Genomic DNA, 22,699 nt, shown 5'->3' with positions numbered 1-22,699 from the left:
GACAGCATCGGCAACGTTTTTTTATTTTCCGCGTCTTATCGGGATTGTCAGGTCAACGGCGTCCATGTGCCGCTGGCGTTGCGGCAGGCTGCCCCCCGCGACATCAGTTCCTTGCCGGCGGCCGTGACGGTGTGGCGATACTGGCGGCAGTTCTGCGAGCCGACCTGGAACGGCGCGTTGGCGATCACTTCGCCGCTCGCATCGTCACCCTTCCACTTGATCGTCTGGCCGACGGCACTGCCTTCAAGCGCGCGGTATTCCGCCTCAAGCGCCCGCGTCCGATCGCTGCTGGAGAGCTCAGCGCCGGTCCGCCCGACGATCCCGCCCTGCAGCGCCGTGATATAGGCAGCCGAACTTGACGGCCGTTGCGACAGCAAGCCTTTCGGGGCACCCGCCGCGGTGGAACTGGTGTTGCACCCTGCCAGCAGGCCGGCAATCGTCATGAATGTTGCTGCAGTGAGGAGATGTGACAACCGCATCGTGTCGGGAACCGCGCTCGTTTCGTTTTCGGGATCGGAACCGGCATCATTCGGTTTCCGGCTTGGCGTCATTATGACGCTATTGGGTCGGAACTGAAATGCTGCGATTGTCGCCTCTCCCTTTTGTGCGCAGTTCTTGTTGTCGCCGTGTCTTCACGGCATGATGTGGCCATTGGCTGTAGACAAGATATAGCAGGCGATCCGTCCGTCCAGAACCGTCGGAAGCAAGTGCGGCGTCGTTGCCCATCGGCCACAGTTTTCTTCCCTCAACCGGCCTTGTGCTCAGCCGGCGACTTCCTTGATCATGCCCGGCAGCAGCAACTGGGTCCGAAGGCCACCGCGCACCCCGCGCGTCATCTCCAGCTCGCCCTGATATTCGCTGACGATCTCGCTTACAATCGACAGTCCCAGCCCGGCGCCCGGCTTGCTCTCGTCCAGCCGCCTGCCGCGCTTGACCGCTTCGGTGATCTGGTCGGGATTGAGACCCGGCCCGTCGTCTTCGACGGCCATCTCGATCCAGGGACGCTTGGCCGCCTCTCCCTCTGCCTTTTCCGGTGGCGCTGTTGCAAGCGCTGCCGTCACCCAGACGCCGGTACGACAGAACCGTGCGGAGTTTTCCAACAGGTTTCCGATCGTCTCCTCGACATCCTGTTGCTCCAGCGCAAGCGCTGCGCCCGGCGGATAGACGGAAAGGTGGAATTCCTTGTCGGGGTTGAGGCGGCGCATGACCCGCACCAGCCGTTCCAGCACCGGCTCGATATCCGTGCGCGCCAGAAGCGAGTTGCGCTGTGCCGCGATCCGGGCGCGATTCAGATAGGATTGCACCTGCGCCTGCATCGTCTCGGCCTGCGAGCGGACGAGATCGGACTGGACCTTGTCGAGCATGCGCGATTCGTTGAGCAGAACCGCGATCGGCGTCTTCAGCGAATGCGCGAGATTGCCGACCTGCATGCGGGCCCGCTCGACGATGCGGCGGTTGCTTTCGATCAAAGCATTGATGTCGTTTGCCAAGGGCATGATTTCGCGGGGAAATTCTCCCTCCAGATGCTCCGCCTCACTGCGCCTCACCCGCTCCAGCGAGCGGCGCGCCGCATCAAGCGGCTGCAATCCGTAGAGGATGGCGAGGCCGTTGACGATCAGGCTGCCGATCCCGAACACGCCGAGCGCGATATAGAGGCTGCGCGAAAAGCTGCGGATATCGTCTTCCACGGCATCGAGATTGCCCGAGACGCGAAACCGCGCCGCGCGTCCCTCGCCGTCCAGAACCACCTCGGTTTCTGCCACCAGAACATGGTTCCCGAAAGCGTCGCGGGTCGGATAGAAACGCTCGTAGCGATTGTTGAACGGCGCCTGCAGGATCGACGGCACTGTGATGTTGGAGGTCCCGAGCGACGAGGACGAGATCGCCGTCGCGGCAAACGTGCCGAGCGGTTCGATGATCCAGTACCATCCGGTCTCCGGCTGCGAGAAACGCAGGTCGCCCAGTTGGGGGTTGCCGATCAGCTTGTTGTCCTCGCCGATCGTCACGGAATTGATGACGTTATAGAGCTGCGCCCGCAAAAGGTCGGTAAACGAGCGTTCGGCGGACTGGCGGTAGAGCTGCGAAATGACGATCGAGATCACCACCAGCGCCACCGCCGACCACGTGGTTGCCAGAAGCAGAACGCGAGCGGTGAGCGAGCGAGGCCCTATCCGCTTAATGCGCATCGTTGGGCGCTTGCATGCGGTAGCCGAGGCCCCGCACGGTTTCGATCAGGTCGACACCGATCTTCTTGCGCAGGCGCCCGACAAACACTTCGATCGTGTTGGAATCGCGGTCGAAATCCTGGTCGTACATGTGCTCCACAAGCTCGGTGCGCGACACGACCTGGCCCATGTGATGCATCAGGTAGGAGAGAAGCCGGAACTCGTGCGAGGTCAGCTTCAACTGTATCCCATCGACGCTTGCCTTCGATGCCTTGGTATCGAGACGAACCGGACCGCAGATGATCTCGGACGACGAATGCCCCGCAGCACGCCGGATAAGCGCACGCACGCGCGCAAGCACTTCTTCCACATGGAAGGGTTTTGCCACATAATCGTCGGCGCCGGCATCGATACCCGACACCTTGTCGCTCCACCGGTCACGCGCCGTCAGCATCAGCACCGGCATGCCCTTGCCCGCCTCACGCCACTTCTCAACAACGGTGATGCCGTCCATCTGCGGCAGTCCGATGTCGAGGATCACGGCGTCGTAGGGCTCGGTCTCGCCGAGATAATGCCCTTCTTCTCCGTCGAAGGCCTGATCGACCACATAGCCGGATTCCTTCAACGCGTCGGAAAGCTGGCGGTTGAGGTTGACGTCGTCTTCGACCACAAGAATACGCATGAAACTGTCCTGAAAATCACTGCGGGCCCCGCCGCGGTATGAAGCTTACAAGCCGGTTTACAGGCAACCGGCCTACATGGGAACCCGGACCGTCACCTTGCGCGGACGTTCGCCATTGCCCTGCACCAGGACGGTGACGATGCAGGTCTGTCCGTCCGAGGATGGCTGGGCGGACAAAAGCTGACCTCCCGTGTCGCGCAAGACCTTGTTTGCCGCCGTGCCGCAGTCGCCTGCAACCAGGATCAGATAGTCGCGCGCCGGCGCGTTTGCCGGCACAAAGGCCGCCAATCCCGCTATTGTCGCGGCGATGATCGCAATGATCGGCAGTCGCGCCATGGCTTTCGGTTTCCACTCATAAGACGACAGGTGTCACGCCCCGGGATCACGGTCTTGAATCACGTCCCCGAAATCATGTCCAAAGCATTCGATGGAGTATGTATCCAATACCAACTGAATGGCAAATGAATGGTCTGTAATGCTGACCCTCGTGGCGCCGTCATCCCTTGCCCGTCGGATGGATCGGCGCGCTCGCGACGATCCGCCCGTAGAGCGCCAGCAATCCGCCGAAAGCACCGGCAAAGGTGACCAGAATGTCGGCAAGCTCCCCTTGCGCATCAGCGTTAATCTCCACTCCCGCCACATGCGCAAGCGGGGCGGCAACGGCAATCAGCGCGCCCCAGATCGTCTTCGATTGATACCAGGCTTTTGTCCCGTCCATAGCTGTCTCCCATCACGATATTGTCAGAAATCGGCACGCAAAAATCGGCACTCAAACTCGGCTGTCAGAACTCGATCGTCGCAAGCGCCGCAATGCCCAGCGGCACGGCTTGCCCGATCTGGCGGATGCGCAGGGTGAGGCTCGGCTGCTGAGAGCCGAAATCGGCAAGCTCGTCGCTCGCCGGATAAAGGAACAGCGGAGCCTCGACATCCACCCGCCGCACCACGACGCCACTGGTCCCGAGGATCTCGACGCGGTAGCCTTCGTCCGGCTCGTCTCGCGGAATATCGCGCCCGTCCCAGCCGTCGGCATCGACGCGCCCGCGCCGGATCCAGTGGAACTGGGCAGCGCCATCGGCCAACCGGACGCCGCGGATATGCACCGGCGAAAGCGGCGTCTGCGCCCTTTCTCCACCGGCAAACACATGCGGTCCGGATCGGCCTCCGACGGCGCCCAGGCTTTCGGCCAGGAAATTCAGCCTCCGTCCCTGCTCGTCACCGGTCAGCCCCAGCGGCTTCACGGCATCGTCCAGCACCACGCAGGCCGCACCGACAGCGCTCCCCGCCGCCATCGCATCCTCGGTTCCCGCCAGTCCCCGCAGCAATCCAGACAGCCGCCATCGCCCCGCCGCGATCTCCTGCGCCTTGGCAAACCCGACGATTTCCCAGATGCCGTTTGACGCGCGGATGGCTAGCCGGTTGTCGCCGCTCAACACCGCCAGCGTCTGCGCCGACGAGAGACCGCCGAAATAAAGCTCGAGATCGAGCACCTTTGAGCGGTCGAACCGTCCCGTTACACCGGGATCGAGCGCCGAAACCAGCAAGCCGAGCCTTGCTGGGCGATCGACCATCACCCGCCTGCGATATCCATCGGTCGTTGCCGAGGACGAAACGGCGATCCGCCGCCAGGGCCTGCAATAGGCCGCGACCACCGCAAACCCTTCATCATCGGACGAGGTCAGCCGCGGCAGGTCGAGAAAATGGAGGACCGGCGCAAAGGCGTCGCTCGCCGAACGACCGCTCTCACGCCGCGTCGTCACTGCGTCATAGCGACCAGGGGGAAGCGGCGCATGGTTCTGTGCCTCGATCCGCCGCACCGTCCCGTCCTCGACCCGCTGGACGACGAAGATACCGTCGGGGCCATCGGTGAGGTGCACCGCATCGCCGGGTTCGAGCGCCAGATCCTGCGGCGGCAGTGTGAAGGAGATCGAGCGCCGTGCCACGCGCTGCGCCCGCAGGACCGATTCTACCGCCCCGAGCGCCGTTTCCTCGCAAAGCGTCGCCGGAAGGTCGTAGCTTGCCACCCGCTCGCTTTCGGCCTTCGCACGGCGCGACCTTGCGCTCGCCTGCTCATAGTCCAGAACCGGATTGTAGAAGCCGAGCACCGCTTCTGCCGGAAAATCGCTGTCGTGCCCCCGGCTTTCCGACCAGAGAGGTTCGCCTTCGACATCCGCCACGATCCCGATCTCGCGCGAGGCAAGGCTCGCACCCTGCCTCGAGCGGAACCGCAAACGTCCCGCATCCTCGCTGACGTCGATCTGGAACACGCTTAGCAAGGGCTCCAGCAGCGAGCGCGCCGAGGTAACATCGGCCTGCACGTAGCCGGTCAGATCGCCGGTCACGCCGGACACGTCGAAATCGTCAAAACCGTGATCGGTGAGGATGGCCGCGATCGCGTCGGCAAGCGTCGTTCCGCCCAGCCTGCCATTCAGCCAATGTCCCGTGCGCCAGTTCTCGCCGTCGCTCCAGATCGTCAGGTCGTCGGGAAACGCCGGAGACGGTCGCGCGTCCCACGTCCAGACGAACACATGATCGGGATCGACCATGCCGGCGGGTGCCGCCTCGCCCTGCCACCAGCCATGATGCGCTTCGAGAAACCGTCGCTGCTGGCTATCGGACCGCCCGCCGGACGAGAAATACGGCAGGCTGCTTTCCACCGATTTCGGATCGACAAACACATTCGGCTGGTTGGCGCCCTTGTCGACAGCCGGGCAACCCAGTTCGGTAAACCAGATCGGCTTCATCCCGGGCAACCAGGCCGTCGCGGTGCCAGCCTCCGCGCCGCCCACCCGGTTATAGTGACGGTTGCCCCACCATCCCTGGAGATCCTTGGCCCGAAACACCCAGGGCTTGCCCGCCAGCCCGTCGGTGATCGGCGAGCGCAACCGGTTCGCCCGGTCGGCCTCGCTTGCGTAATACCAGTCGAACCCCTCGCCCGCCGCAATCTGCGCCGCCATCGCCGCCCGGTCGTCGCAGGACCGGAACCCATCCGGATTTGCCGCTGCCAGATCCTCGTCGCGCCAGTCGGCGAGCGGCATGTAATTGTCGATCCCGACCGCATCGATATGAGGCGAGGCCCAGAGCGGATCGAGATGGAACAACACATCACCGGAACCGTCCTGCGGATGGTAGCCGAAATATTCGCTCCAGTCGGCGCCATAGGTCAACGCCGTCGCCGGTCCGACAAGCGCCCGCACATCCGATGCCAGCGTCACCAGCGCCTCGACGAACGGAAACGCACCGGTCTGATCGCGGATCTGCGTCAGCCCCCGCAGTTCCGATCCGATCACCAGCCCCTCGACGCCACCGGCCGTATTGGAGAGCCCCGCATAGTGCAGCACCATCCGCCGATAGCCTTCCGCCCCGCTGGCAAAAGCCTCGACCTGCGTCCTCGCAAGAGCCGTCCTGTCGGCACTTCCAGCCAATCCCGCTGCCGGATGACAGGTGATCCGCCCGCGCCACGGGTAGCTTGCCTGCTCCGCCTTGCCATAGGGATCGGCCAGACCATTGCCCGGCGCGATGTCCATCATCACGAACGGATAGAGAAACACCTTCAGCCCGCGCGCCTTGAGATCGGCAATCGCCGCGAGCACGCTCGCATCCCCAGGCGTGCCGCCATAGGCCGGCCCGCCTCCCGACGAACTGACGCGATGCGCCGCGCTCCTGACCACGCCTGCAACCGACCATGGCGTGCTTTCGTCGCGCCGCGTCTCGACCTCGACGCCCGGCAGAATGCGGCATTGCCCGGCGCGCAGATCCGTCCCGAACCAGGCAACGACCAGCGCCACACTCTCGATATTGGGGCAAAGCGCCTGCAATTCGTCGAGCGAAGCCTGCCAGTCCGTCTCAGCCACCATCGTGTTTCGGTTGAGAATGCGGGCGCTGCCCTCCGCCGTCTTCTCGGTCACCTGGACCGTGTGATAGCCATGCTCCGTCGCACCGGGAATGATCGTCACCGCCCGGATCTGCCTCTCCAGCGTCCCGACCGGCCGCACCACCTCGAACTGCAGCAGCGGAATGCGGTTGCCAAACGCTTCGAGCGGCAACCGGTCGAACACGACATAGGCAAGCCCGCGATAGGCCGGCGCCTTCCCTTCGCCCTGCTTTGCCTCGATCAGCGGATCCGGCAACTGTGTCTCGTCGCCCACATGCACCCGCATCTCGATCGCCGTCAGGTCCACTTCCTGGCCATCGGCCCAGACGCGCCGCACGCAGGCGATCGGTCCCTCGCATAGCCCGACGGCAAAGTTGGCGAAATACTGAAACGTTTCCGTCTGAGACCTGCCCGTCGCCTTGGCGCCGTTCCGCTCCCGCGTCGCCTCCTCCTCGAACCGCGTCGCCCAGATCAGCGTGCCCCCGATCCTCGCGGTCCCATAAACCCGGCTGACCGGCGCCCCTTCGTCCGCCCCCGGAATGCGCGCCGTCGCAAGTCTTGCTCCCGAGACGGTCGAGGAACCGCCGAGCAACGCCCGATCAACAACGCTCCCCGCCAACGCCCCCGCCGCCCGCCCAAGGATCGCCCCGACAGGACCGAACACCCCACCAAGTGCCGCACCCGCCGCCTGAAACAGGATCGTCGCCATGGAACCCCCTCACGCCGACCCAGTCGTGAACTGGATGCGCGCTCATGTTGTGAAGTTATTGGATTGCGGGAGGGAGGTGGCTGCCTCCTCGGTGGCGGCCCCTCACCCTAACCCGCTCGCGGGGAGAAGGGACCGCAGGACGCAGCCGGATGAGAGGCACGTAAGCCCACACATCCACCACCTAGATACCCGCTACAATTGTGATACCGTATCGGCGTTTGGAAACAGAATGCAGCACGCGCCGCGCCAGCCGGCGCACTGGCGGAGATGGGCTCCGCCAGCTTAGGCAGGGAGCCTTGTTTCCAACCATGGAGGTGATGTCATGAGGCTTTGGCCAATTGGCATGACGCTTATCGTGAGAGTGACCCGGACGGGCTGGTCAGTGTCCGTCCGGATCTCATTCGCAAGCTAAGCAATCCGATGGGTGGGGTTACAGCCCCATCCATCACTCCATCACCATACGCTGAGCCTTCCCAACTTTCAACCATCCCTTGCCGGCGGAAACCGGTGCACGGCAGCGATTTTGCAGCGCCAGGAGGGCACCAGAACCGAGCGTGTCACCGCCATCTGCTCGTAGGCATGAATGAAATGAGACGGCCCGGCAAGAATGCCCGCATGCTTCACCATCGTGTCCGGTCGCCAACGAAACAGCAGCAGATCACCGGGTTGCATCTGCCCGAGGTGATGTGCCGTGCCGAACAGCCGGATGCCAGCCTCCGCCATCCGATCTTCGCCGCCCCGTTCCGCCCAATCTGGCGCATAAGGCGCCACCAGTTCCGGCTCTTCGCCATAAAGCTCCCGCCAGATGCCGCGGATCAGGCCGATGCAATCGCAGCCGATGCCGCGCGTTGCCCCCTGATGCCGATAGGGCGTGCCGATCCAGGTCTCAGCCACCGCGACGATCCGCTCTCCGGCGGCGCTCATTCGAACAGCGCTCCGCCATCATGCAGCCGCTCGCCATCCACATAGGAATAGGCAAAATCGGAGCCCGGCACATGCGGAAAGCCGCGGAAATTGAGAAGGTTCGCGAACCGCCCGCCGCACGTCGAAACCGTCTTGTCGCAACCGGCCGTCAGCGTCACCGCCTGCCCGGGAACGACCGCCTGCTCCAGCGGCAACCAGAATGTCAGCCCCGCCTTGCCGTCGGCGCGTCGTTCATGAACCTCGATATTCACCTGCGATCCGCCCGCAAATTCCGCGATGCCCCGGCCGAAAAATCCCTCGGCAAAACCGGACAGACCCGACACGACGATGCGGCTTTTATCAACGACCGCATCCACCACGCCATTCCCGCGCCAGGCCGAGAGGTCGACCCGGCAGCTGTTATCGCCAAGGCTAGCGTCGCAGCGCCTGCCATAGACACGGCCCTGCGGCTGGCCCAGCCGGTGCGCAAGGCTCCGCAGCTCTGCCTTGAACGCCCCGCCCGATCGCGAAACCTCGCCGATCTCGCGGATATTGAGCAGCATGTGCTGAGCCGGATCCGCCCAGTTGACCACGAACAGCTCGACCCGCGCACCGTCATAGCGCCCGCTTGCAAGATCCGCCTCGTCGATCGCAGCGCTGGAGAGCCCGCCTTCCACCTCTTCCACGCTGGCAGCCATGCCGAGCGCCTGTTCCGCCTCGCTCGCCGCAAAACCGCTCGCCGCCAGAAATGTCGTGCCGTCGAATACCAGATCGCGGTCATGCTCGGTAAACCCAAGCACCACCGCGTCGCGTCGCGTCACGCGCCAGCAATAGCAGATCGTCGTTGCCTCGCCGCTCAGATGGCCCGCCAGACCCGCCGGGATCGCCCTCATGCCAAAACCTCCGTCAATGGAATGGCCGGAATCCGCCCGGCGTCGAAATGCGCCAGATTGATCTCGATCCGGTCGGTATCGAAGCGCACGGCCACGTCGAATTCGAACCCGGCCCGCACGATCTGGCCGGCTGCCGGCACATGCCCGGCCGCAAACGTCACGATGCCGATCGCCGTATCGACAGTGAACGAGCTCGCTGCCTTCGCCACGCCGCCGACCGACAGGACCACCGTTCCCGCCACCGGCTTGGTGACCCGCCCCGATAATGCGGATCATGTCGGCTGCCTTCATCCGCCCGGAGGAAAACCGCCCCGCGAGCTCCGTCAGATCGCTCGCCGCAAAGGCCGTTTCCAGTTCTGCCAGCGCGCCCAGCGTCAGGCACAGGATCCGCCGCTCGCCGTCCATTTCGGCCTCCACCTCGCCGCGTCGGCGGTTGGCCCGTCCATGCATGCCCATGAAATCCCCCTTTCATGCTCCTACAATGCTGTGAAACTCACGACGCCGGCGGATTCGAGCGCAATCTCGAACCGGATTTCGCCATTGTGCTCGCCGGAATATTCGAGCGCCGTCACCTGGAACGCCCCCGCGAGCGTCGCGAAACTGGGGATGATGATCTGCCAGGAGAGGATCGTGCCGCCAAAGAATATGCTGCGCACCAGCGCGTCGCTTGTGCCGTCCTTGAAGATGCCCGAACCGCTCAGCGATGCCCGCTGCACCCCCGCTCCGCCCAGCAGTTCGCGCCAACGCCCAGTGCTTTCGGCATCGGTAATGTCGACCGTTTCCGCGTTGAAGGTGATCCGCCTGGAGCGCAGTCCCGCCACGGTCAGAAACGTCCCGCTATTGTCCACCTTCAGGAGAAGGTCCTTGCCCTTCTGTGCCACCATGTCCCGATCCTTTTCCAACCGCTTTCAAGCATTGATGCTTTCGGCGTCGCAGCCGACCTGCTACAGCCGCGGGACAGATTTCCTTGCCCGCTTCCCATCGCGATATCGCATTGACCAAGTCCCCCCTCCGGTCCGCCCGGACCATTGGCGTTCTCGCCATCACGCAACTCATCGGCTGGGGCACCACGTTCGAAAGTCTCGGCGTTCTCGGTCGCTCGATCGCGCCCGATCTCGGCCTTGCCAACGAAATGGTGTTTGCCGGATTATCGGTGATGATGCTCGCCAGCGCGTTTTGCGGCCCGCTTGTGGGACGGCTGCTCGGCCGCCACGGGGCGGCAAAGGTTCTGGCCGCCGGTTCCGTATTCTTCTGCGTCGGATTGCTCGTGCTATCGCTTGCGAACGGCCTGCCGCTTTATGCGGTCGCCTGGATCCTGCTCGGTGCCGGCGGCGCCTTTTGCCTGTCGGCGCCGGCCTATGCCGCGGTGGTCGAGCGTGAAGGCACGAAGGGCCGTCGCAGCATCACCATCCTGATGCTGTTTACCGGCCTCTCCGCCACCATCTTCTGGCCGCTGCTCAGTCTCGGCAACGATCTCATCGGCTGGCGCACCACGCTGATGATCTGCGCTTTCCTGCATCTGTTCGTCTGCGTGCCGCTCTATCTGTTTGCCCTGCCGAAGCCGATCGCCTGGGACACCGCAGATGCCGGCGTCGATGCGCCGCCGGTTGCCTTCACCGCCCGGCAAGGCAAGCTCGCCTTCCTTCTGGTCGCCACCGCCACCACCATTGCCTCCTTCGCATCCTACGGCGTGTCGCCGTCGCTTTTGGAACTGTTGCGGCAATCCGGTGCGACGCCTGAATTTGCCCTGCAGCTTGCCGCAGCGCGTGGCGTCATCGGCATTTCGGCGCGTGCATTCGATATGCTGCTCGGCAAGCGCGGCAATCCGTTCATTACGGCCGTGACCGGCAATAGCTTCATGATCCTCGGCTTTCTCAGCCTCATCGTCCTGCCGTCGTCGACCGCAACGCTGTGGATCTTCATCGGGCTTTACGGCATCGGCTCGGCCGTCCTGCAGGTCGCAAAGGCGCTGCTGCCGCTCGCCCTGTTTTCACCACGCGACTACGGCCGCCAGGCCGCACGGCTGTCCATGCCGCAGAACCTTGCCAATGCGCTCGCCCCCGTCGTGTTCACAGCACTGCTCGATCGATCGGGCGCGCTGACGGTTCTCGTCGTCACCGTCCTTCTGGCCGGCTCGGCGCTTACCGGCATCCTCTTCCTCATGCATCTCGTGCGGCAGAGTAACCGCATGGCGACCTCTCACTCAGTCACCGCACGGTAACGCAGCTCGACCTGAAGATATCGCGTGTTCGGCTCACGCCTGGTGCGCGACCCAGTCCGCAACAGGCTCACCAGCACAAACCCTTCCAGCGTCAGCGCCGCATCGTGCAGCAGCGTGTCCACCCGGCTTGCGATCTCCTGCGCCTGCCGACGCCCCTCGGCCTGCGACCAGACGGTGATCGTCAGCGTATGCACCTCTCCCGGTTCTGTCCCGGTCGAATAGTCGCGCGTCTCCCACTCTCCGAAGGCGATCGCCGGCAGCTTCGGCTTCGGCATCAGCCGGTCGTGCACACCCCCTTGGCCCAACAGCGCCGTCAGTGCCGCATCGCCGGTCAGCCGCGCATGCACCGCCTTCATCAAGGCGTTGGAGGCTGAGGTCATGGGGCCTGCTCCTCGCATTGGCAGACCAGATAGCGACCGGTCTCGTCAGGGTCGCGCACCAGTTTCAGCAGGAAGATCCGCGCGCCCTTGGTCAGCCTCTGCCCGGCTGCGACATCGCCGCGATACCGGATCCAGATCCGGTGACTGACCGTGCCCACCTCGGCGCTTGCCGCTTCCGTCACAACGAAGGAAACCGGCTCGATCTTCGCCCAAACGGCCGCCACCGGCTGCCAGATTACGGTCGCACCGCCCTGACCATCGGATACGGAAACTGGTGCCTCCAGCTCCAGTCGGGCAGTCATCTGGCCCGGATCGAGAAACACCACCATCACAGCCTCCGCATGCGAAAGGGCGCGATCAGCCGCTCGTAGCCATCGGGAATCCCGGCGGGCTGCTGGTCCGGCGACAGCACGCCGCGAAAGGCGAACATGTGGCCGATATGGATCAGCATCGCCCGCTTCAGCGTATCGGGCACATCGGTCCCGGCCTCGCCATAGCCGGCGGAAAAGTCGATCTCGATCCCGTTCAACGCTTGGCCGGGATCGATCGTCGAGCGCAGCCAAAGCCGCGCCGGTCGCCCCTTGCCGTCGAGCAGATGGTCTTCAAGCGACACATCAACCGCAGTGCCTGCAGCATCGTAAATCGTAACGCTCTGAATCGCTTGCACGGGAGACTTGAGGATGCGGATCACGCCGTCGCAGGGCCAGCGGTCGAGATAGAGCCGCCAGGACTGCGCCATCAGGCATAGGCCCGTCTCACGCTCCAGATGCTCGCGGGCAGTCGCAATCAGCGATCCGATCAGCGCATCCTCATCGGCGCCGTCAAGACGCAGATGCGCCTTTGCCTCGGCAAGCGTCAGCGGTTCCGCCAGGGGCGGATTGGTCTGGGCATAGGTCATGGGGATCCTCGTCGAAGATGATATCCGGCCCTGCCCCACCCTCTCCCCGCCGCTGCGGGAAGAAGGTGGCGATGGCCGGATGACGGGCAGTTCCGGCAAGCGTCGGTACGCTTGGCCGATCAGCTCACGGCGAACCGCACCAGCTTGATCGCCTCGAAGTTCTGCACCCCGCCGCCGACCCGCTTGGTGGTGTAGAACAGCACATAGGGCTTGGCGGAATACGGATCGCGCAGGATGCGCACGCCGGCCCGATCGACCACGAGATAGCCCGAGCGGAAGTCTCCGAAGGCAAGCGACGTCGAGCTTGCGGCAATGTCAGGCATTTCCTCGGCTTCTGCGATCGGAAAGCCCATCAGCGAGGCGGCCTGGCCCGCACTTGCCGGCGGCCGCCACAGGTAGTTGCCGTCGACATCCTTGAACTTGCGGATATCGGCCTGCACCTTGCGGTTCATCATGAACGTGCCGTTCTGACGATGACCGGCCTTGAGCGCGTAGATCACCTCGATCAGCGTGTCGGAGGGATTGGTCGCCTTCCAGCCGCCGGCAACGCCGGTTGCGATATAGCCGAGACTGCCCCAGGCCCAGCTCGAATCGGCAACAGCCGTATAGGCAAGAAAGCCCTTCGGCTTGTTTACCCCGTCACCGCGCACGAAGGCATCGCCCTCCTGCTCGGCAAACACGATATCCACCTCGCCGGCGATCCACGCCTCCATGTCCACAGCCGCGTCGTCCAGCAGCGCCTGGGTTGCGGCCGGCATGGCGTAGAGCTCCATGGTCGGGAAGGCGAGTTCTGCCAGAAGCGGCGTATTGGTCTGCGGCCGCGCCGCCGTTTCCGCAACCCAGCCGGTGGTCAGCCCCGTCGTCGAGAACGGTTTCTTCAGGACAGAAGTCGAGACGGTGCGCACGGTCGAAAGCGCCCGCATCGGCGACACGACGGACACGCGGCGGCCGATTTCCGTGTCGGTCTCCGGCGGCACGAGATAGCCGCCATCGGCGCCGACCCCAACGGAGAACGCCTTCGCCTCCAGCTCGCGCAGTCCATTGTCCTCGCCGCGACGGATATAGGCGTCGAACCCCGCCTTGTGCTCCATCGCCTCAGGCGAAAGATCGGCACTCTGGCCATACCCACCCCGGCCACCGAGCGGCAGCCGCGCCTTCTTCAGCGCCAGCTGGTCCAGCACCCGTTTCTGGTCGTCCATGGCGCGGTTGATGCGGTCCACCTTGTCGCGGGTCACCACGTCGGCGGTCAGCTTCTGCTCGATCTCGCCGAGCCTTCGGTCGTTGACGTCCTTGAAGGCCTCGAACGCCTCCATGAATTCGTCGAGCGCCGCCGTCACCGTTTCCGGCACGGCTTTCACTTCCGGCGCAACAGCGCCCTGACCATGCACATGTCCCTGTCCCGTCATCATGTCCTGTCCTTCTCCATTAAGCCTTGTTCTGCCTGAACGACGATCTCCACATCATCTTCGCCGCCCGCCGCATGTGGCGAACGAGCTCCGTCTCGCGGTCGCGGAAGAAGCGCTGATGCTTGACGTCGGACACCCGTGCCGATGGCAGCATCGGAAAGGTCACGACGGAGATTTCCCAAAGATCCGCCTCGAGAATGCGCCGCACCCCCGTCTTCGCGTCGGTGCGGGCCCGCACGGTTCGAAAGCCGATCGAAAGCCCGTCCAGCGCACCGGATTTCATCAGCGCCAGCACTTCGCGCGATCGTGCGACGCCGGGCGAAAGCACGCCCTCGACGAACAGCCCGCGACCATCCTCGCGGATCGTCTTCCAGGCGCCGATCGGCTCGTTCGGGTCGTGCTGGTAAAGCATGCGCACACCGGTTGCGCCGCGTTCGACAAGCGAGGAGAGAAACGCTCCTCGCTCGATCCGGTCGCGACCGAGATCGACCTCGCCGAACACGCTGGCATAACCGGAAAACGTGCCGTCGCCGGCAATGCCGGCTAGTTCCAGATTGGCGAATTTGCGCACATTCGGGCGCATGGGCGGGCGTTGCCCGCGGTCAGCGTGCATCGGGATCTCCTGCAATGTCATTGGAATTGCTGCACCCCATCCGCTCGCGGCGACTGCCGCTTGCAGCAGAGGAGGTTCGCCGTCGGGGAGCGCCTTACTCCCTGCGGCGCCCGTATCGCTCGGCTAGGCGCGACAGCGCGCCCAGCACCCACCAGGCCGAAAGGCTGGCGGCAGCCGATCCCGCCAGCAAGGTCTCCGGCTCGGGAAGCTCACCGCTGATCCCCAGCCGTGCCATCAGCCAAAGCCCGGCCGGACCGCCGAAGATCAGCCCGCAGGCCACCCCGGTCAGAAATCGGCTCGCCGCCTCGTGCCCGCTTTTCGGCAGGAGATAGACCAGCGAAACGCCCGCACCCGCCACCGCACCTGCGGTCCGCGCAGCCCAAACGCCAAGCGTTCCCGGATCGTGCCCAAGGTCAGCCATCGTTAAACTTTCTGGTCTATGTTGAGAGTGTCAGCCGGCAAGCGGATCCTCATCCGCAACCGCCAAGGCCTCGCGCATCTTCACGCGCCACATGAGGCCGGCCAGTATTCGTCAATCCCCTGAGTCGCTTGAGAGACTGCGTTGACGAGTTGAGTCAGGGGTTTGAGAAGTTGAGTCTCTCAGTTTCCTTCGTCTGCCGGTGCATCCGCTAAGAGATCGGGCGGCAGCTGACGGCCGTGTCGGATGTGGGAAACGGATAAGATCCCCTTCTCCATCCTGTAGTCGATGACATATTCGCCGGACACGAAACGGCGCCTTCCTTCCAGCGCCTCAATCGGGCTCCCGGCCTGCGGATAGTCCAGCAAGAGCCGCATCGATCCCCGCAATTGCCGCAGCACCGCTTCGGCGGCGCGCGGATTGAAACGCTCCAGATAACGTTGCTCGCTTCTCAGAAAGAGCGCCGCATCCTTGGAGAGCCTGATCCGCACCAGGCTGCGTCGCTCTTCTTCTCGTCGAGCACCTCCGCGAAGAACTTTTCCGCATCGACGAATTCGCCGCGCGCAATCTGTTCCTCGCCCTTGCGGATCTGCAGGATGTCATTCCCCTCCGCCATCAGATAATATTTCAACGCCCGGACAATCACCCAGCTTCTGCTGCGATCGGATGTCTCGGCGATCTTCTCGATATCGTCGAGAATGTCCTGCGGCACGCGCAAGGTGATCGGGTCCGAGAGAACGGGCTTTTCGGCCTTCTTGTCAGAGTTGGCGTCTGCCATGACGATCTCCATCTGTAATACACCGTATTACAAATTACACCTTGCGCCGCGATCGGGCAATCACGCCGAATAACCCACCGCCTCGCGCTTCTCGTCCTCCGTCAGGAAGGCTGCAGCACCGATCCGCGCCCACAGCGCCTCACGCTCGGCCGACAGCCCGGCCACCCGGTCGAGATCCGGTTCCAGCCGAAGTCCCTCCCCGAGCGTATCCGAAAGCCAGGCGGAAAAGCTTGCGGCCGTTCGGGCAATCAACGGCAGCACCGTGAGCCGGTAAAGGGCGCGGTTGGCCTCCTGGTAGTTGGCATAGGTATTGTCACCGGGAATGCCGATCAGCATCGGCGGCACGCCGAGCGCCAGCGCGATGTCGCGGGCAGCACCGTTCTTTGCCTCGATGAAATCCATGTCCTTCGGCGAAAGCCCCATCGCCTTCCAGTCCAGCCCGCCTTCCAGAAGCTGAAATCCGACATATACCTTCGAACGGCTACGGACCAAAAATCAATCACTTAGTGGGCGTGTACGACGCATCGAAACTGAAATATCGACAAATACCCCTGAACAACTTCAACGGAAACGACACATCCATCTGAACGCCATTGCAAGATATTGAAAACAAATGGATATCAGGTCGCCTTAACGCGTCCGTGAGCGTGGCGCGCAGTTTAGATTGCGAAGATGGAATGTGGCTTTCGCTGTGTCTGAGGCAATCTCAGTCGATTTTTATGCGCCATTAACATTTGCGAGGCTATCTCCATGCGAAATCGCCTGGAGCCTGTAGCCATGATTGTACTTGATCTTTCCAAGACAAATGTCATCTCGATCCGTCCGAGAAACGAATCTGACGAACTCCGCGATCCATCTGATGTTTCTGTGTATTGGTTGCGGACACCTTATGGCAATATTCTCACCGCATTCGGACCTGAGGGGCTTGGCTCACTGCTGGCCATGAAGGAACACATGGATGACGAACTGCGCACCGAGTTGCGCATGTTGCTGAACTCTCTGTTCGACGAGGGGGTTAAGGGTCTCGAGATCACGATCACATACAAAAAGCGGATCGAATTAATGAGTTTGTCTGCTCCGTCTGAAAAGCCAACAAAATTTTATAAGAAATCAGATTTGCTAGACGAAGTTGCTAGAATTTCGGCACCGCAGCCAAGATACTAGCCCTTTCGGATGCTGGAGCCGCGCGCGCGTTGGCGATTTCGACGGGGTCGTAAAGTTCAGGTCTGGCGCATGCCCTTGCGGCAGTTATTGGGTCGTCAATCGTGATGCAACTCCCAGCTCCGTAACGCTTCTCGAAAGCTTTCATCTTATCGACAGTTGCTAGAAGTGACGTAAATTCTTCCTTTGTGTCCGCATGCATGAGCGAGGCGTTTTGCTCATCGATTAAGCGAAGCACTCGCGCGGTGTGACCAACAGCGATAAATGCTTTCAGCTTGAACAGCGCCACGGCGTGATCCATCGGCTTATCGACCCTTCTGTTTCTCTTTATTTTTCGTTGTTTAGCTGGCCGGCGCAATTGCTGAACAGTGCAAGCTTGCGAATGCTCATCCCCTCCGGCTAGTGTTGCGGAGTAGGGTTAGTTGGGAGCGGGTGGTTGACGGTCAACTCGAATGAAAACGTGGCACAAACCAGGCCGTCAACAACCGCGATCGGCGATGCCTTGCGCGACCAAGTCATCGAGCTTCTCGAAGCTGAAGGTCACAAGGTTACCCGGGAAGTGCGTGTAAGCAGTAAGAAGGTCGATGTCCTGTTGGAGATCGATGAGGAGTTCCGCCCGCAGACGATCGCCGTCGAATGCAAGAACCTCGGCAAGAACATGTCGCAAGCCGAGCTCAATGCCATCTATGCGGACTACTTGTCGCTTCTGGACGAGGGCGAGATCACGAGCATATTCGTGATTACACGCCTCGATTTTTCACCTGAGGCGAAGCTGTACGCCAATAAAAAGCGCGGACAGCTGGAAATCTTCACGATCAAGGAGTTCGAGGATAGCCTTCTGGGCTACCGAAAATACTGCCGCAACGTCCGCGATCTTTTCAGCGAGGCAGGCCTCGAAAACTATTATATCAAGTCATCCATTGAGGGCGGCGGTACGCTTCACGATCAGATCGTCGAGTGGATTGCCTCGCCAACGACCACGCCTGTCGCCATTCTCGGCGGCTATGGAATGGGAAAGACCTCTGATCTCCTCCCTGATGCGTCGAAAGTCTTCCGATAGAGCATCGATCTGGCGGACGTATTCCCGCATCTGGTTCCATTTTCGGAATGTTGCCACCTGCTTCTGGAAATCATCGAGCCTGCCGATAATGTTTAGGCTACGGCTGATGTTATAGCCTTTCATAGCCGCGATGCTTATGAAAGATCGTTCAGCGGCACCCTCGTATATGCCTTCTCCAAGCCAATCCACAAAGCCTTCGGTATATGATGTCGCCTGACTGGCGATGATGTCGTCCCGTGCGTCCCGCAATGGAGCGGCGCGCTCGATGTTATCCTGCAACCAGAGTTGATGTTGATCGATTTCCAGATTATTCGCTGTGATCTGGCAATCAAGTTCCTTCAGCTCCTTCTCAGCTTCGTTCTGAGTGGATGCATCGACAGGCGATACTGCCCCAATGCGCCCGGATTTCTGGGCCAGAGCTGGCGCGCTGAGATTGACAGATAGTATCAATACAACAATCAAACGCAACATCCGCCTACCCCAGTTGGTTCCACGCAATTAGACAAAGCAATACCGTCGCTGTATTTCCAGTCAACGGTGTTTAATCATGGTCACCAGAGGGATTTTTTACTTCGAAGCGGGAGACAATCTGGTCGAACGTCGGCGCAAGACTGGACAACCGCACCATCAAGCTAACTCAAGTCACCTTGGCTCAGCTCGCGCAGCCTCCTTATCTCGCCAGCGAGCATCAGCATCCCCGCCCCCACCAGCACCTCGACAGCAATTTCCTTGCCAGCCATTTCGGCTAGTGTCGGCATATCCGACATGAATCCTGGCTCAAGCGGCAACACGGTTTTCTTCGATAGAAGATGCGCTCGCTCGGATTTCGCGCTCTCGGTTCCATCCAGTATCAGACGGCGGCGTTCCTCGGGGTTGGGATTTCGTGGATTGTATTCGCCGCGGCTTCAAGGGACGGCACAATATCGGACATCTGCCCCTCCCCGTATTCAGTTGCACCAGGGCCGTGGCATTTTAGGGCATTGTGTACGCCCACATTGAAACGACACGGCCAGGCCCTCCGCGATAAGGGTCTGGGCAACGTCGTTCCCGTCTACGCGTAAGATTCCACAGCTTCGGCCGAAGTTACATTTACTGGTCCCCTCGGTTCCTGGCGAGCACGCGCAGGCCACTTTGGTGACGGCACTCTTCCCCGAAGCAACAAGTTGCCTGAGCCTATCGCTTGCGCGGTTTGCCAGTTCAGCCTCACGAGCGCACATCGGTTCGAACTTTTCCGGCGTATTGAAACCCACCAGGCGGACTGGAGTGCCGTCAGCCATTCGGATCGTGTCGCCATCCGTGACAGTAAATCCCTGCGAACGAAACGATGATGGCGAAGGCGCTTTCACTTCGGTATCTACCGCCGACGGGGTGCCGCCACCTGTGAACAGTTGAGCCACGCCCATGAAAACGAAAACCGCCAAAACAACGGCCCACTTCATCTCCCTGTATCGCCAGCGCCTGCTCGGTGCGCGCCAAGTGTTGGATCGTGGCTGCCTGCGAGCGTGCCGATGACGAGGCTGAGGTGGAGAAAACTCGACGACTGACGTGCCTTCGAGTTTGGTCAGCCGCTTCAACATGACCAGTTGTTTTTCGGATAACTTGGTCTTCGTTCCGTACCGATCGATCTTCGCTCGGATGTCGGCGAGAAATTGCCGTTGCCACTCGGTCGGCTGGCCTTCGCGCAGCACATCGTCAATTCGACTCCGATAGTAGGTGATCTCGATATCGCTAAGCATGGCTCCCCCATGCTGGGATGATAGCGCTCCGTAAATAAGATTGCATAAATCACGCTTGCACAATTTTATAGGGTGCCCAAGGCTAAGCTTGCCATCGAATGCCACGCTGCGAAGGCCTGACGATAACTGGATACTACGCAAGGAAAGCTTGCCGGATATCGCATTCGGGCTCAGGGTGCCCAGCGGTCGGTCGTAGGAGTGCGAAATGTCGAAATCGAAGAAAGCCAAGCCAAACCGAGGCAAAGCGCGCCCGGGTTCGCTTGGTGCAGTGCTTGACGAGATCGGTGCCAGGCCTCTCGGTCGTCGAAAGGTGAAGGCGGGTGTCAACCAGTCTCGGCTCCGCCGCTCCTCACCACGAAGCCAAGTTTCGGAGGGAGACCTCGCGTAAAAATCGCGATCACGCTCCGAACGGAATCTTGGTTTTAATCGTCCCCCAGGCCTGGATGGCCTTCTTTCCGGCGGACTTGGCCTTGGATGGCTCGGAACCGAGCGTTTCCAGGAGTCCAGTAAGTTCTGCCTCGACCGCCAACGGGTGGACCTTGGCGGCATCCATTGCCGCGAGGCAGGCCCTTGCCTTCGCAGGCTGCCTAAGTGTCGGAATGGCCGATTCAAGATCGTAGGCAACCTCGCCAAGCGATACGATATCATCGGCGAACCGCGCGCCGATCCAATCATCGATCTCCGGAGTACTCCTCGGGACGCGATCCCGTTTCGCTTCCAACATCGCGATCTTCTTTCGTACCGTGCGAAGGACCGCATCTCTGAAACTCTCAGTCGATGCGTCGAGATCGGCAAACCATTCAGAGGACAGCAATCTGCTGGCCTGCTCACTGGTCCACCCTGCCCCCACGAGAGCGCCAACTCCACCTACGCCGCCGAGAACCAATGCACCCGCAGGACCGAACGCCAGAAGCCCAATGGCTTTCCCCGACAAGGCCCCGAGCGCCGAAAGCCCGCCTTTTACGCTGGCATCCATGACGACAGAGAACGGCAGGTCCGACAGGGGCATACGGCCTCGCCAGACCCGATGCAGGTTACGTGCCGATGAAACTGCCATGGCGAAGTAAGGAACGTTCAATTCCCCGAGAGCTTCGCCTGCCTCCATCGAGGTCGTCATGATCAGATCGGCGATCTCTCTGTCAAAGCCGTTGACGTAGAACACAAGCTTTGCCCATGCGGCTCCGCTATTCACGACTGCCTCGGCCAGTTCCGCGTTCGCATAGACGGGCATGTCGGGGTATTTCGAGAAGTGTTCTCGTAATCCGTCCAGGCTCTGCAGGCATTTCACCTGGAACGGCACGCCATCCACAAGGAGATCGAAGCCCGCATTGTTCGAGGTCTCGGGAAAGCTGACTACGTGTCCCACCTCTGTCAGGCGAGCGGCAACCAGCTGCTCGGAAACATACCCACGAAGATTGTTTCCCGCTCCAGCGGCGGCGGCCGAGGTCATGGAGCTAATACGCTCCGCAAACGCTCCGAACTGGAAGATGTCGCCGATGTCTTCCGAGCGCGAGAAATCAGCCGCGGCGAGGACCATAGGATCAATGGACACGGCGTTGTAGAGAATGTCGTCGGCCGTAAGACCAGCGACGGCTGCCATTTCCGCCGCGTCTCCGCGGTGTTTCGATAAGACACCGTCAAGGAGCACACCCCTACGATCCGACACCCGGGGTCCGCTATTGAGTTCACCCATCGCCGTGGGCAACCGTCTACCCGTCGTTCGGGCAATTTCCGCGGAGCGTGACAATATCTCCATTCTCAGTGCTGCGGACAGTGATCCTAAATCGATCTCTGTGGCATGCCTGAAATCATTCAACACAACTGCGAAACCGTTCCGTTCGGCCGTCAGACCACGCAACGACAGCTGAACCGCGACGATGGCAGCTAGCTTTGCAGCCTGTCCGCCGTTCACATGTCGGTTTGCCAGATAGCCGATGGTGACGACGGCAGGAACGCTCAAAAGCGGATTTGCGAGCATGAACAGCGTGGATACGACGGCAGGTCCGCTCATGAATGGAATTAAGGCAGATGCCTGCGCCGCGAGGATGTATGCGCTGAACCCCGCCAGGTTTACGCCAACCCCAATCGAGAATGCCGTGGTCCCTGTTGCAAGGAGCGCCAACGCCGCTTTGTCTCCCGAAGCCAACGCATTACGCATCGCCTCGTCTCGAAGTTCGGGCGGCAAGCTTTTAATATGTTCGCGGATGCGTTCGTCGAGTTCCCGTTGCTGTTTCTCAGATAGTTCGCCAGACCCGGCAGCGTCAGCTACGGCCTTGGCGACGGTTTCCGCCTGTGTGGCGACGAGGAAGGCGAAATCTTGATGCTGACGACCAGTGATGGACTTCACTGTTCGCCAAGCCTTCTGAAAGGCCGTTGGCGTACCTTCGGTGTCGTCATCAACGGGAGCTGCTAGGATGGCCGCCGCTTTGAACGCGACACCTGCGCCGATCGAGTTGGCTCTCCTCGTAGACAGCGGAAATACCGGGTCCAGATCGAGGGCTTCGGTCATCCTAGCCCAAAGACGAATACGCAGCGCCCGTTCAGAGATGCCGGAATCGAACAATTCGTCAGCCGCTTCTTTCAAGCGCCGAGCGAAAGCATTCATCTCGCCGTCGCGGCCGTCTTTCTGGAAGCGGGCGACGACGTCGCTCACCCTGTCGATCGACATCGACAGCAACGTCGTGGCTTCGAAGTTGGCGACTAGATTGCAGAGTTCACGCCGTTCAAGCACGCCTAATCCAGCGAAGATTGTCCACGGCGGTACGTACGAGTCTGCCCCCATAAAATGCGCCAGTCTCCATGCCG

The 22,699-nt window shown here is 61.7% G+C and carries 24 protein-coding genes and 2 pseudogenes; 3 read left to right on the top strand and 23 right to left on the bottom strand.

Translation table 11 applies throughout. The features are described 5' to 3' along the window. Positions 1 to 47 precede the first annotated feature (47 nt). From BLW69_RS10105 to BLW69_RS10055, 10 genes and pseudogenes are all read right to left on the bottom strand, one after another. Positions 48 to 479, bottom strand: a complete 432-nt coding sequence (locus tag BLW69_RS10105; RefSeq protein ID WP_062454768.1) for a hypothetical protein — start codon at positions 477 to 479, stop codon at positions 48 to 50. Positions 480 to 761: 282 nt separating this feature from the next. After that, positions 762 to 2,186 (bottom strand): sensor histidine kinase, encoded by a 1,425-nt coding sequence (locus BLW69_RS10100; protein WP_062453437.1) that lies wholly within the window; start codon positions 2,184 to 2,186, stop codon positions 762 to 764. Next, positions 2,176 to 2,847: a response regulator transcription factor gene (locus tag BLW69_RS10095; protein ID WP_062453438.1), complete on the bottom strand. Its 672-nt coding sequence runs from the start codon at positions 2,845 to 2,847 to the stop codon at positions 2,176 to 2,178. The genes BLW69_RS10100 and BLW69_RS10095 overlap by 11 nt, the downstream gene beginning before the upstream one ends. Positions 2,848 to 2,919: 72 nt before the next feature. Further along, positions 2,920 to 3,183: a hypothetical protein gene (locus BLW69_RS10090; RefSeq protein ID WP_062579714.1), complete on the bottom strand. Its 264-nt coding sequence runs from the start codon at positions 3,181 to 3,183 to the stop codon at positions 2,920 to 2,922. Positions 3,184 to 3,343: 160 nt separating this feature from the next. Further along, positions 3,344 to 3,565 (bottom strand): hypothetical protein, encoded by a 222-nt coding sequence (locus tag BLW69_RS10085; protein WP_062453440.1) that lies wholly within the window; start codon positions 3,563 to 3,565, stop codon positions 3,344 to 3,346. A 64-nt stretch (positions 3,566 to 3,629) separates the two neighbouring features. Further along, positions 3,630 to 7,427, bottom strand: a complete 3,798-nt coding sequence (locus BLW69_RS10080; RefSeq protein ID WP_092661746.1) for a baseplate multidomain protein megatron — start codon at positions 7,425 to 7,427, stop codon at positions 3,630 to 3,632. A 480-nt stretch (positions 7,428 to 7,907) separates the two neighbouring features. Further along, a complete protein-coding gene (locus tag BLW69_RS10075) occupies positions 7,908 to 8,351 on the bottom strand; it encodes an NlpC/P60 family protein (protein WP_092661745.1) in 444 nt (147 codons plus the stop codon). Then, positions 8,348 to 9,223: a DUF2163 domain-containing protein gene (locus tag BLW69_RS10070; RefSeq protein ID WP_092662496.1), complete on the bottom strand. Its 876-nt coding sequence runs from the start codon at positions 9,221 to 9,223 to the stop codon at positions 8,348 to 8,350. Before BLW69_RS10070 ends, BLW69_RS10075 begins: the two co-directional genes overlap by 4 nt. Beyond that, positions 9,220 to 9,468: pseudogene (locus BLW69_RS10065) on the bottom strand (DUF2460 domain-containing protein); the annotation flags it as partial. The gene BLW69_RS10070 and the pseudogene BLW69_RS10065, both read right to left, overlap by 4 nt. A gap of 231 nt (positions 9,469 to 9,699) precedes the next feature. Continuing rightward, positions 9,700 to 10,107 (bottom strand): phage major tail protein, TP901-1 family, encoded by a 408-nt coding sequence (locus tag BLW69_RS10055; protein WP_092661743.1) that lies wholly within the window; start codon positions 10,105 to 10,107, stop codon positions 9,700 to 9,702. A gap of 110 nt (positions 10,108 to 10,217) precedes the next feature. Between BLW69_RS10055 and BLW69_RS10050 the strand changes: the two genes are divergently transcribed. Next, positions 10,218 to 11,444 carry an MFS transporter gene (locus BLW69_RS10050; protein ID WP_092662493.1) on the top strand — a complete coding sequence of 409 codons (1,227 nt, stop codon included), beginning with the start codon at positions 10,218 to 10,220 and terminating at the stop codon, positions 11,442 to 11,444. Here BLW69_RS10050 and BLW69_RS10045 read toward each other — a convergent pair. From BLW69_RS10045 to BLW69_RS10005, 9 genes and pseudogenes are all read right to left on the bottom strand, one after another. After that, entirely contained in the window at positions 11,423 to 11,824 is a 402-nt protein-coding gene (locus BLW69_RS10045) for a DUF3168 domain-containing protein (RefSeq protein ID WP_092661741.1), read from the bottom strand. The genes BLW69_RS10050 and BLW69_RS10045 overlap by 22 nt on opposite strands. Further along, positions 11,821 to 12,156, bottom strand: coding sequence for a phage head closure protein (locus tag BLW69_RS10040; RefSeq protein ID WP_092661739.1), 336 nt, complete (start codon positions 12,154 to 12,156; stop codon positions 11,821 to 11,823). Before BLW69_RS10040 ends, BLW69_RS10045 begins: the two co-directional genes overlap by 4 nt. Continuing rightward, a complete protein-coding gene (locus BLW69_RS10035; protein ID WP_092661738.1) occupies positions 12,153 to 12,722 on the bottom strand; it encodes a head-tail connector protein in 570 nt (189 codons plus the stop codon). Before BLW69_RS10035 ends, BLW69_RS10040 begins: the two co-directional genes overlap by 4 nt. A gap of 119 nt (positions 12,723 to 12,841) precedes the next feature. Beyond that, a complete protein-coding gene (locus BLW69_RS10030; protein WP_092662491.1) occupies positions 12,842 to 14,128 on the bottom strand; it encodes a phage major capsid protein in 1,287 nt (428 codons plus the stop codon). Between the two features lie 19 nt (positions 14,129 to 14,147). Beyond that, positions 14,148 to 14,741: an HK97 family phage prohead protease gene (locus tag BLW69_RS10025; RefSeq protein WP_092662489.1), complete on the bottom strand. Its 594-nt coding sequence runs from the start codon at positions 14,739 to 14,741 to the stop codon at positions 14,148 to 14,150. A gap of 94 nt (positions 14,742 to 14,835) precedes the next feature. Continuing rightward, positions 14,836 to 15,162, bottom strand: coding sequence for a DUF6107 family protein (locus tag BLW69_RS10020; RefSeq protein WP_062453454.1), 327 nt, complete (start codon positions 15,160 to 15,162; stop codon positions 14,836 to 14,838). 179 nt (positions 15,163 to 15,341) lie between these two features. Next, positions 15,342 to 15,650 carry a type II toxin-antitoxin system RelE/ParE family toxin gene (locus tag BLW69_RS10015; protein WP_162759517.1) on the bottom strand — a complete coding sequence of 103 codons (309 nt, stop codon included), beginning with the start codon at positions 15,648 to 15,650 and terminating at the stop codon, positions 15,342 to 15,344. Beyond that, positions 15,611 to 15,937 carry a CopG family ribbon-helix-helix protein gene (locus BLW69_RS10010; RefSeq protein ID WP_092662487.1) on the bottom strand — a complete coding sequence of 109 codons (327 nt, stop codon included), beginning with the start codon at positions 15,935 to 15,937 and terminating at the stop codon, positions 15,611 to 15,613. Before BLW69_RS10010 ends, BLW69_RS10015 begins: the two co-directional genes overlap by 40 nt. A gap of 60 nt (positions 15,938 to 15,997) precedes the next feature. Further along, a pseudogene (locus BLW69_RS10005) lies at positions 15,998 to 16,390 on the bottom strand (phage portal protein); the annotation flags it as partial. 324 nt (positions 16,391 to 16,714) lie between these two features. On the opposite strand from BLW69_RS10005, the gene BLW69_RS22550 reads away from it, so the two are divergent. Beyond that, positions 16,715 to 17,101, top strand: coding sequence for a hypothetical protein (locus tag BLW69_RS22550; protein WP_139283836.1), 387 nt, complete (start codon positions 16,715 to 16,717; stop codon positions 17,099 to 17,101). Here BLW69_RS22550 and BLW69_RS22920 read toward each other — a convergent pair. After that, complete coding sequence (locus tag BLW69_RS22920) at positions 17,070 to 17,399, bottom strand: hypothetical protein (protein ID WP_092661734.1); 330 nt, start codon at positions 17,397 to 17,399, stop codon at positions 17,070 to 17,072. The two genes, BLW69_RS22550 and BLW69_RS22920, sit on opposite strands and share 32 nt — an antisense overlap. A gap of 159 nt (positions 17,400 to 17,558) precedes the next feature. Between BLW69_RS22920 and BLW69_RS09995 the strand changes: the two genes are divergently transcribed. After that, positions 17,559 to 18,158, top strand: coding sequence for a restriction endonuclease (locus tag BLW69_RS09995; RefSeq protein WP_175487264.1), 600 nt, complete (start codon positions 17,559 to 17,561; stop codon positions 18,156 to 18,158). Positions 18,159 to 18,790: 632 nt separating this feature from the next. Here the strand turns inward: BLW69_RS09995 and BLW69_RS22750 are convergent. The 3 genes from BLW69_RS22750 to BLW69_RS09985 form a co-directional block, all read right to left on the bottom strand. Then, positions 18,791 to 18,949: a hypothetical protein gene (locus BLW69_RS22750; RefSeq protein ID WP_175487263.1), complete on the bottom strand. Its 159-nt coding sequence runs from the start codon at positions 18,947 to 18,949 to the stop codon at positions 18,791 to 18,793. 156 nt (positions 18,950 to 19,105) lie between these two features. Further along, positions 19,106 to 19,894 carry a thermonuclease family protein gene (locus tag BLW69_RS09990; protein WP_244508800.1) on the bottom strand — a complete coding sequence of 263 codons (789 nt, stop codon included), beginning with the start codon at positions 19,892 to 19,894 and terminating at the stop codon, positions 19,106 to 19,108. Positions 19,895 to 20,291: 397 nt separating this feature from the next. Next, positions 20,292 to 22,625, bottom strand: a complete 2,334-nt coding sequence (locus BLW69_RS09985) for a hypothetical protein (RefSeq protein WP_244508799.1) — start codon at positions 22,623 to 22,625, stop codon at positions 20,292 to 20,294. Between the last annotated feature and the right edge of the window lie 74 nt (positions 22,626 to 22,699).

Origin of the sequence: Rhizobium sp. NFR12 (genome assembly GCF_900108545.1) — a bacterium.
Classification (GTDB): domain Bacteria; phylum Pseudomonadota; class Alphaproteobacteria; order Rhizobiales; family Rhizobiaceae; genus Neorhizobium; species Neorhizobium soli.
The sequence above is the reverse complement of the archived record's forward strand: the minus strand, read 5'-3'. Positions and strand labels throughout refer to the sequence as shown.

Bases quoted from the DNA above. Each gene is read 5' to 3' on its own strand.
- BLW69_RS10105 (WP_062454768.1), bottom strand. From the start codon at position 479: ATGCGGTTGTCACATCTCCTCACTGCAGCAACATTCATGACGATTGCC.
- BLW69_RS10100 (WP_062453437.1), bottom strand. From the start codon at position 2,186: ATGCGCATTAAGCGGATAGGGCCTCGCTCGCTCACCGCTCGCGTTCTG.
- BLW69_RS10095 (WP_062453438.1), bottom strand. From the start codon at position 2,847: ATGCGTATTCTTGTGGTCGAAGACGACGTCAACCTCAACCGCCAGCTT.
- BLW69_RS10090 (WP_062579714.1), bottom strand. From the start codon at position 3,183: ATGGCGCGACTGCCGATCATTGCGATCATCGCCGCGACAATAGCGGGA.
- BLW69_RS10085 (WP_062453440.1), bottom strand. From the start codon at position 3,565: ATGGACGGGACAAAAGCCTGGTATCAATCGAAGACGATCTGGGGCGCG.
- BLW69_RS10080 (WP_092661746.1), bottom strand. From the start codon at position 7,427: ATGGCGACGATCCTGTTTCAGGCGGCGGGTGCGGCACTTGGTGGGGTG.
- BLW69_RS10075 (WP_092661745.1), bottom strand. From the start codon at position 8,351: ATGAGCGCCGCCGGAGAGCGGATCGTCGCGGTGGCTGAGACCTGGATC.
- BLW69_RS10070 (WP_092662496.1), bottom strand. From the start codon at position 9,223: ATGAGGGCGATCCCGGCGGGTCTGGCGGGCCATCTGAGCGGCGAGGCA.
- BLW69_RS10055 (WP_092661743.1), bottom strand. From the start codon at position 10,107: ATGGTGGCACAGAAGGGCAAGGACCTTCTCCTGAAGGTGGACAATAGC.
- BLW69_RS10045 (WP_092661741.1), bottom strand. From the start codon at position 11,824: ATGACCTCAGCCTCCAACGCCTTGATGAAGGCGGTGCATGCGCGGCTG.
- BLW69_RS10035 (WP_092661738.1), bottom strand. From the start codon at position 12,722: ATGACCTATGCCCAGACCAATCCGCCCCTGGCGGAACCGCTGACGCTT.
- BLW69_RS10030 (WP_092662491.1), bottom strand. From the start codon at position 14,128: ATGACGGGACAGGGACATGTGCATGGTCAGGGCGCTGTTGCGCCGGAA.
- BLW69_RS10025 (WP_092662489.1), bottom strand. From the start codon at position 14,741: ATGCACGCTGACCGCGGGCAACGCCCGCCCATGCGCCCGAATGTGCGC.
- BLW69_RS10020 (WP_062453454.1), bottom strand. From the start codon at position 15,162: ATGGCTGACCTTGGGCACGATCCGGGAACGCTTGGCGTTTGGGCTGCG.
- BLW69_RS10010 (WP_092662487.1), bottom strand. From the start codon at position 15,937: ATGGCAGACGCCAACTCTGACAAGAAGGCCGAAAAGCCCGTTCTCTCG.
- BLW69_RS22550 (WP_139283836.1), top strand. From the start codon at position 16,715: ATGATTGTACTTGATCTTTCCAAGACAAATGTCATCTCGATCCGTCCG.
- BLW69_RS22920 (WP_092661734.1), bottom strand. From the start codon at position 17,399: ATGGATCACGCCGTGGCGCTGTTCAAGCTGAAAGCATTTATCGCTGTT.
- BLW69_RS09990 (WP_244508800.1), bottom strand. From the start codon at position 19,894: ATGCTTAGCGATATCGAGATCACCTACTATCGGAGTCGAATTGACGAT.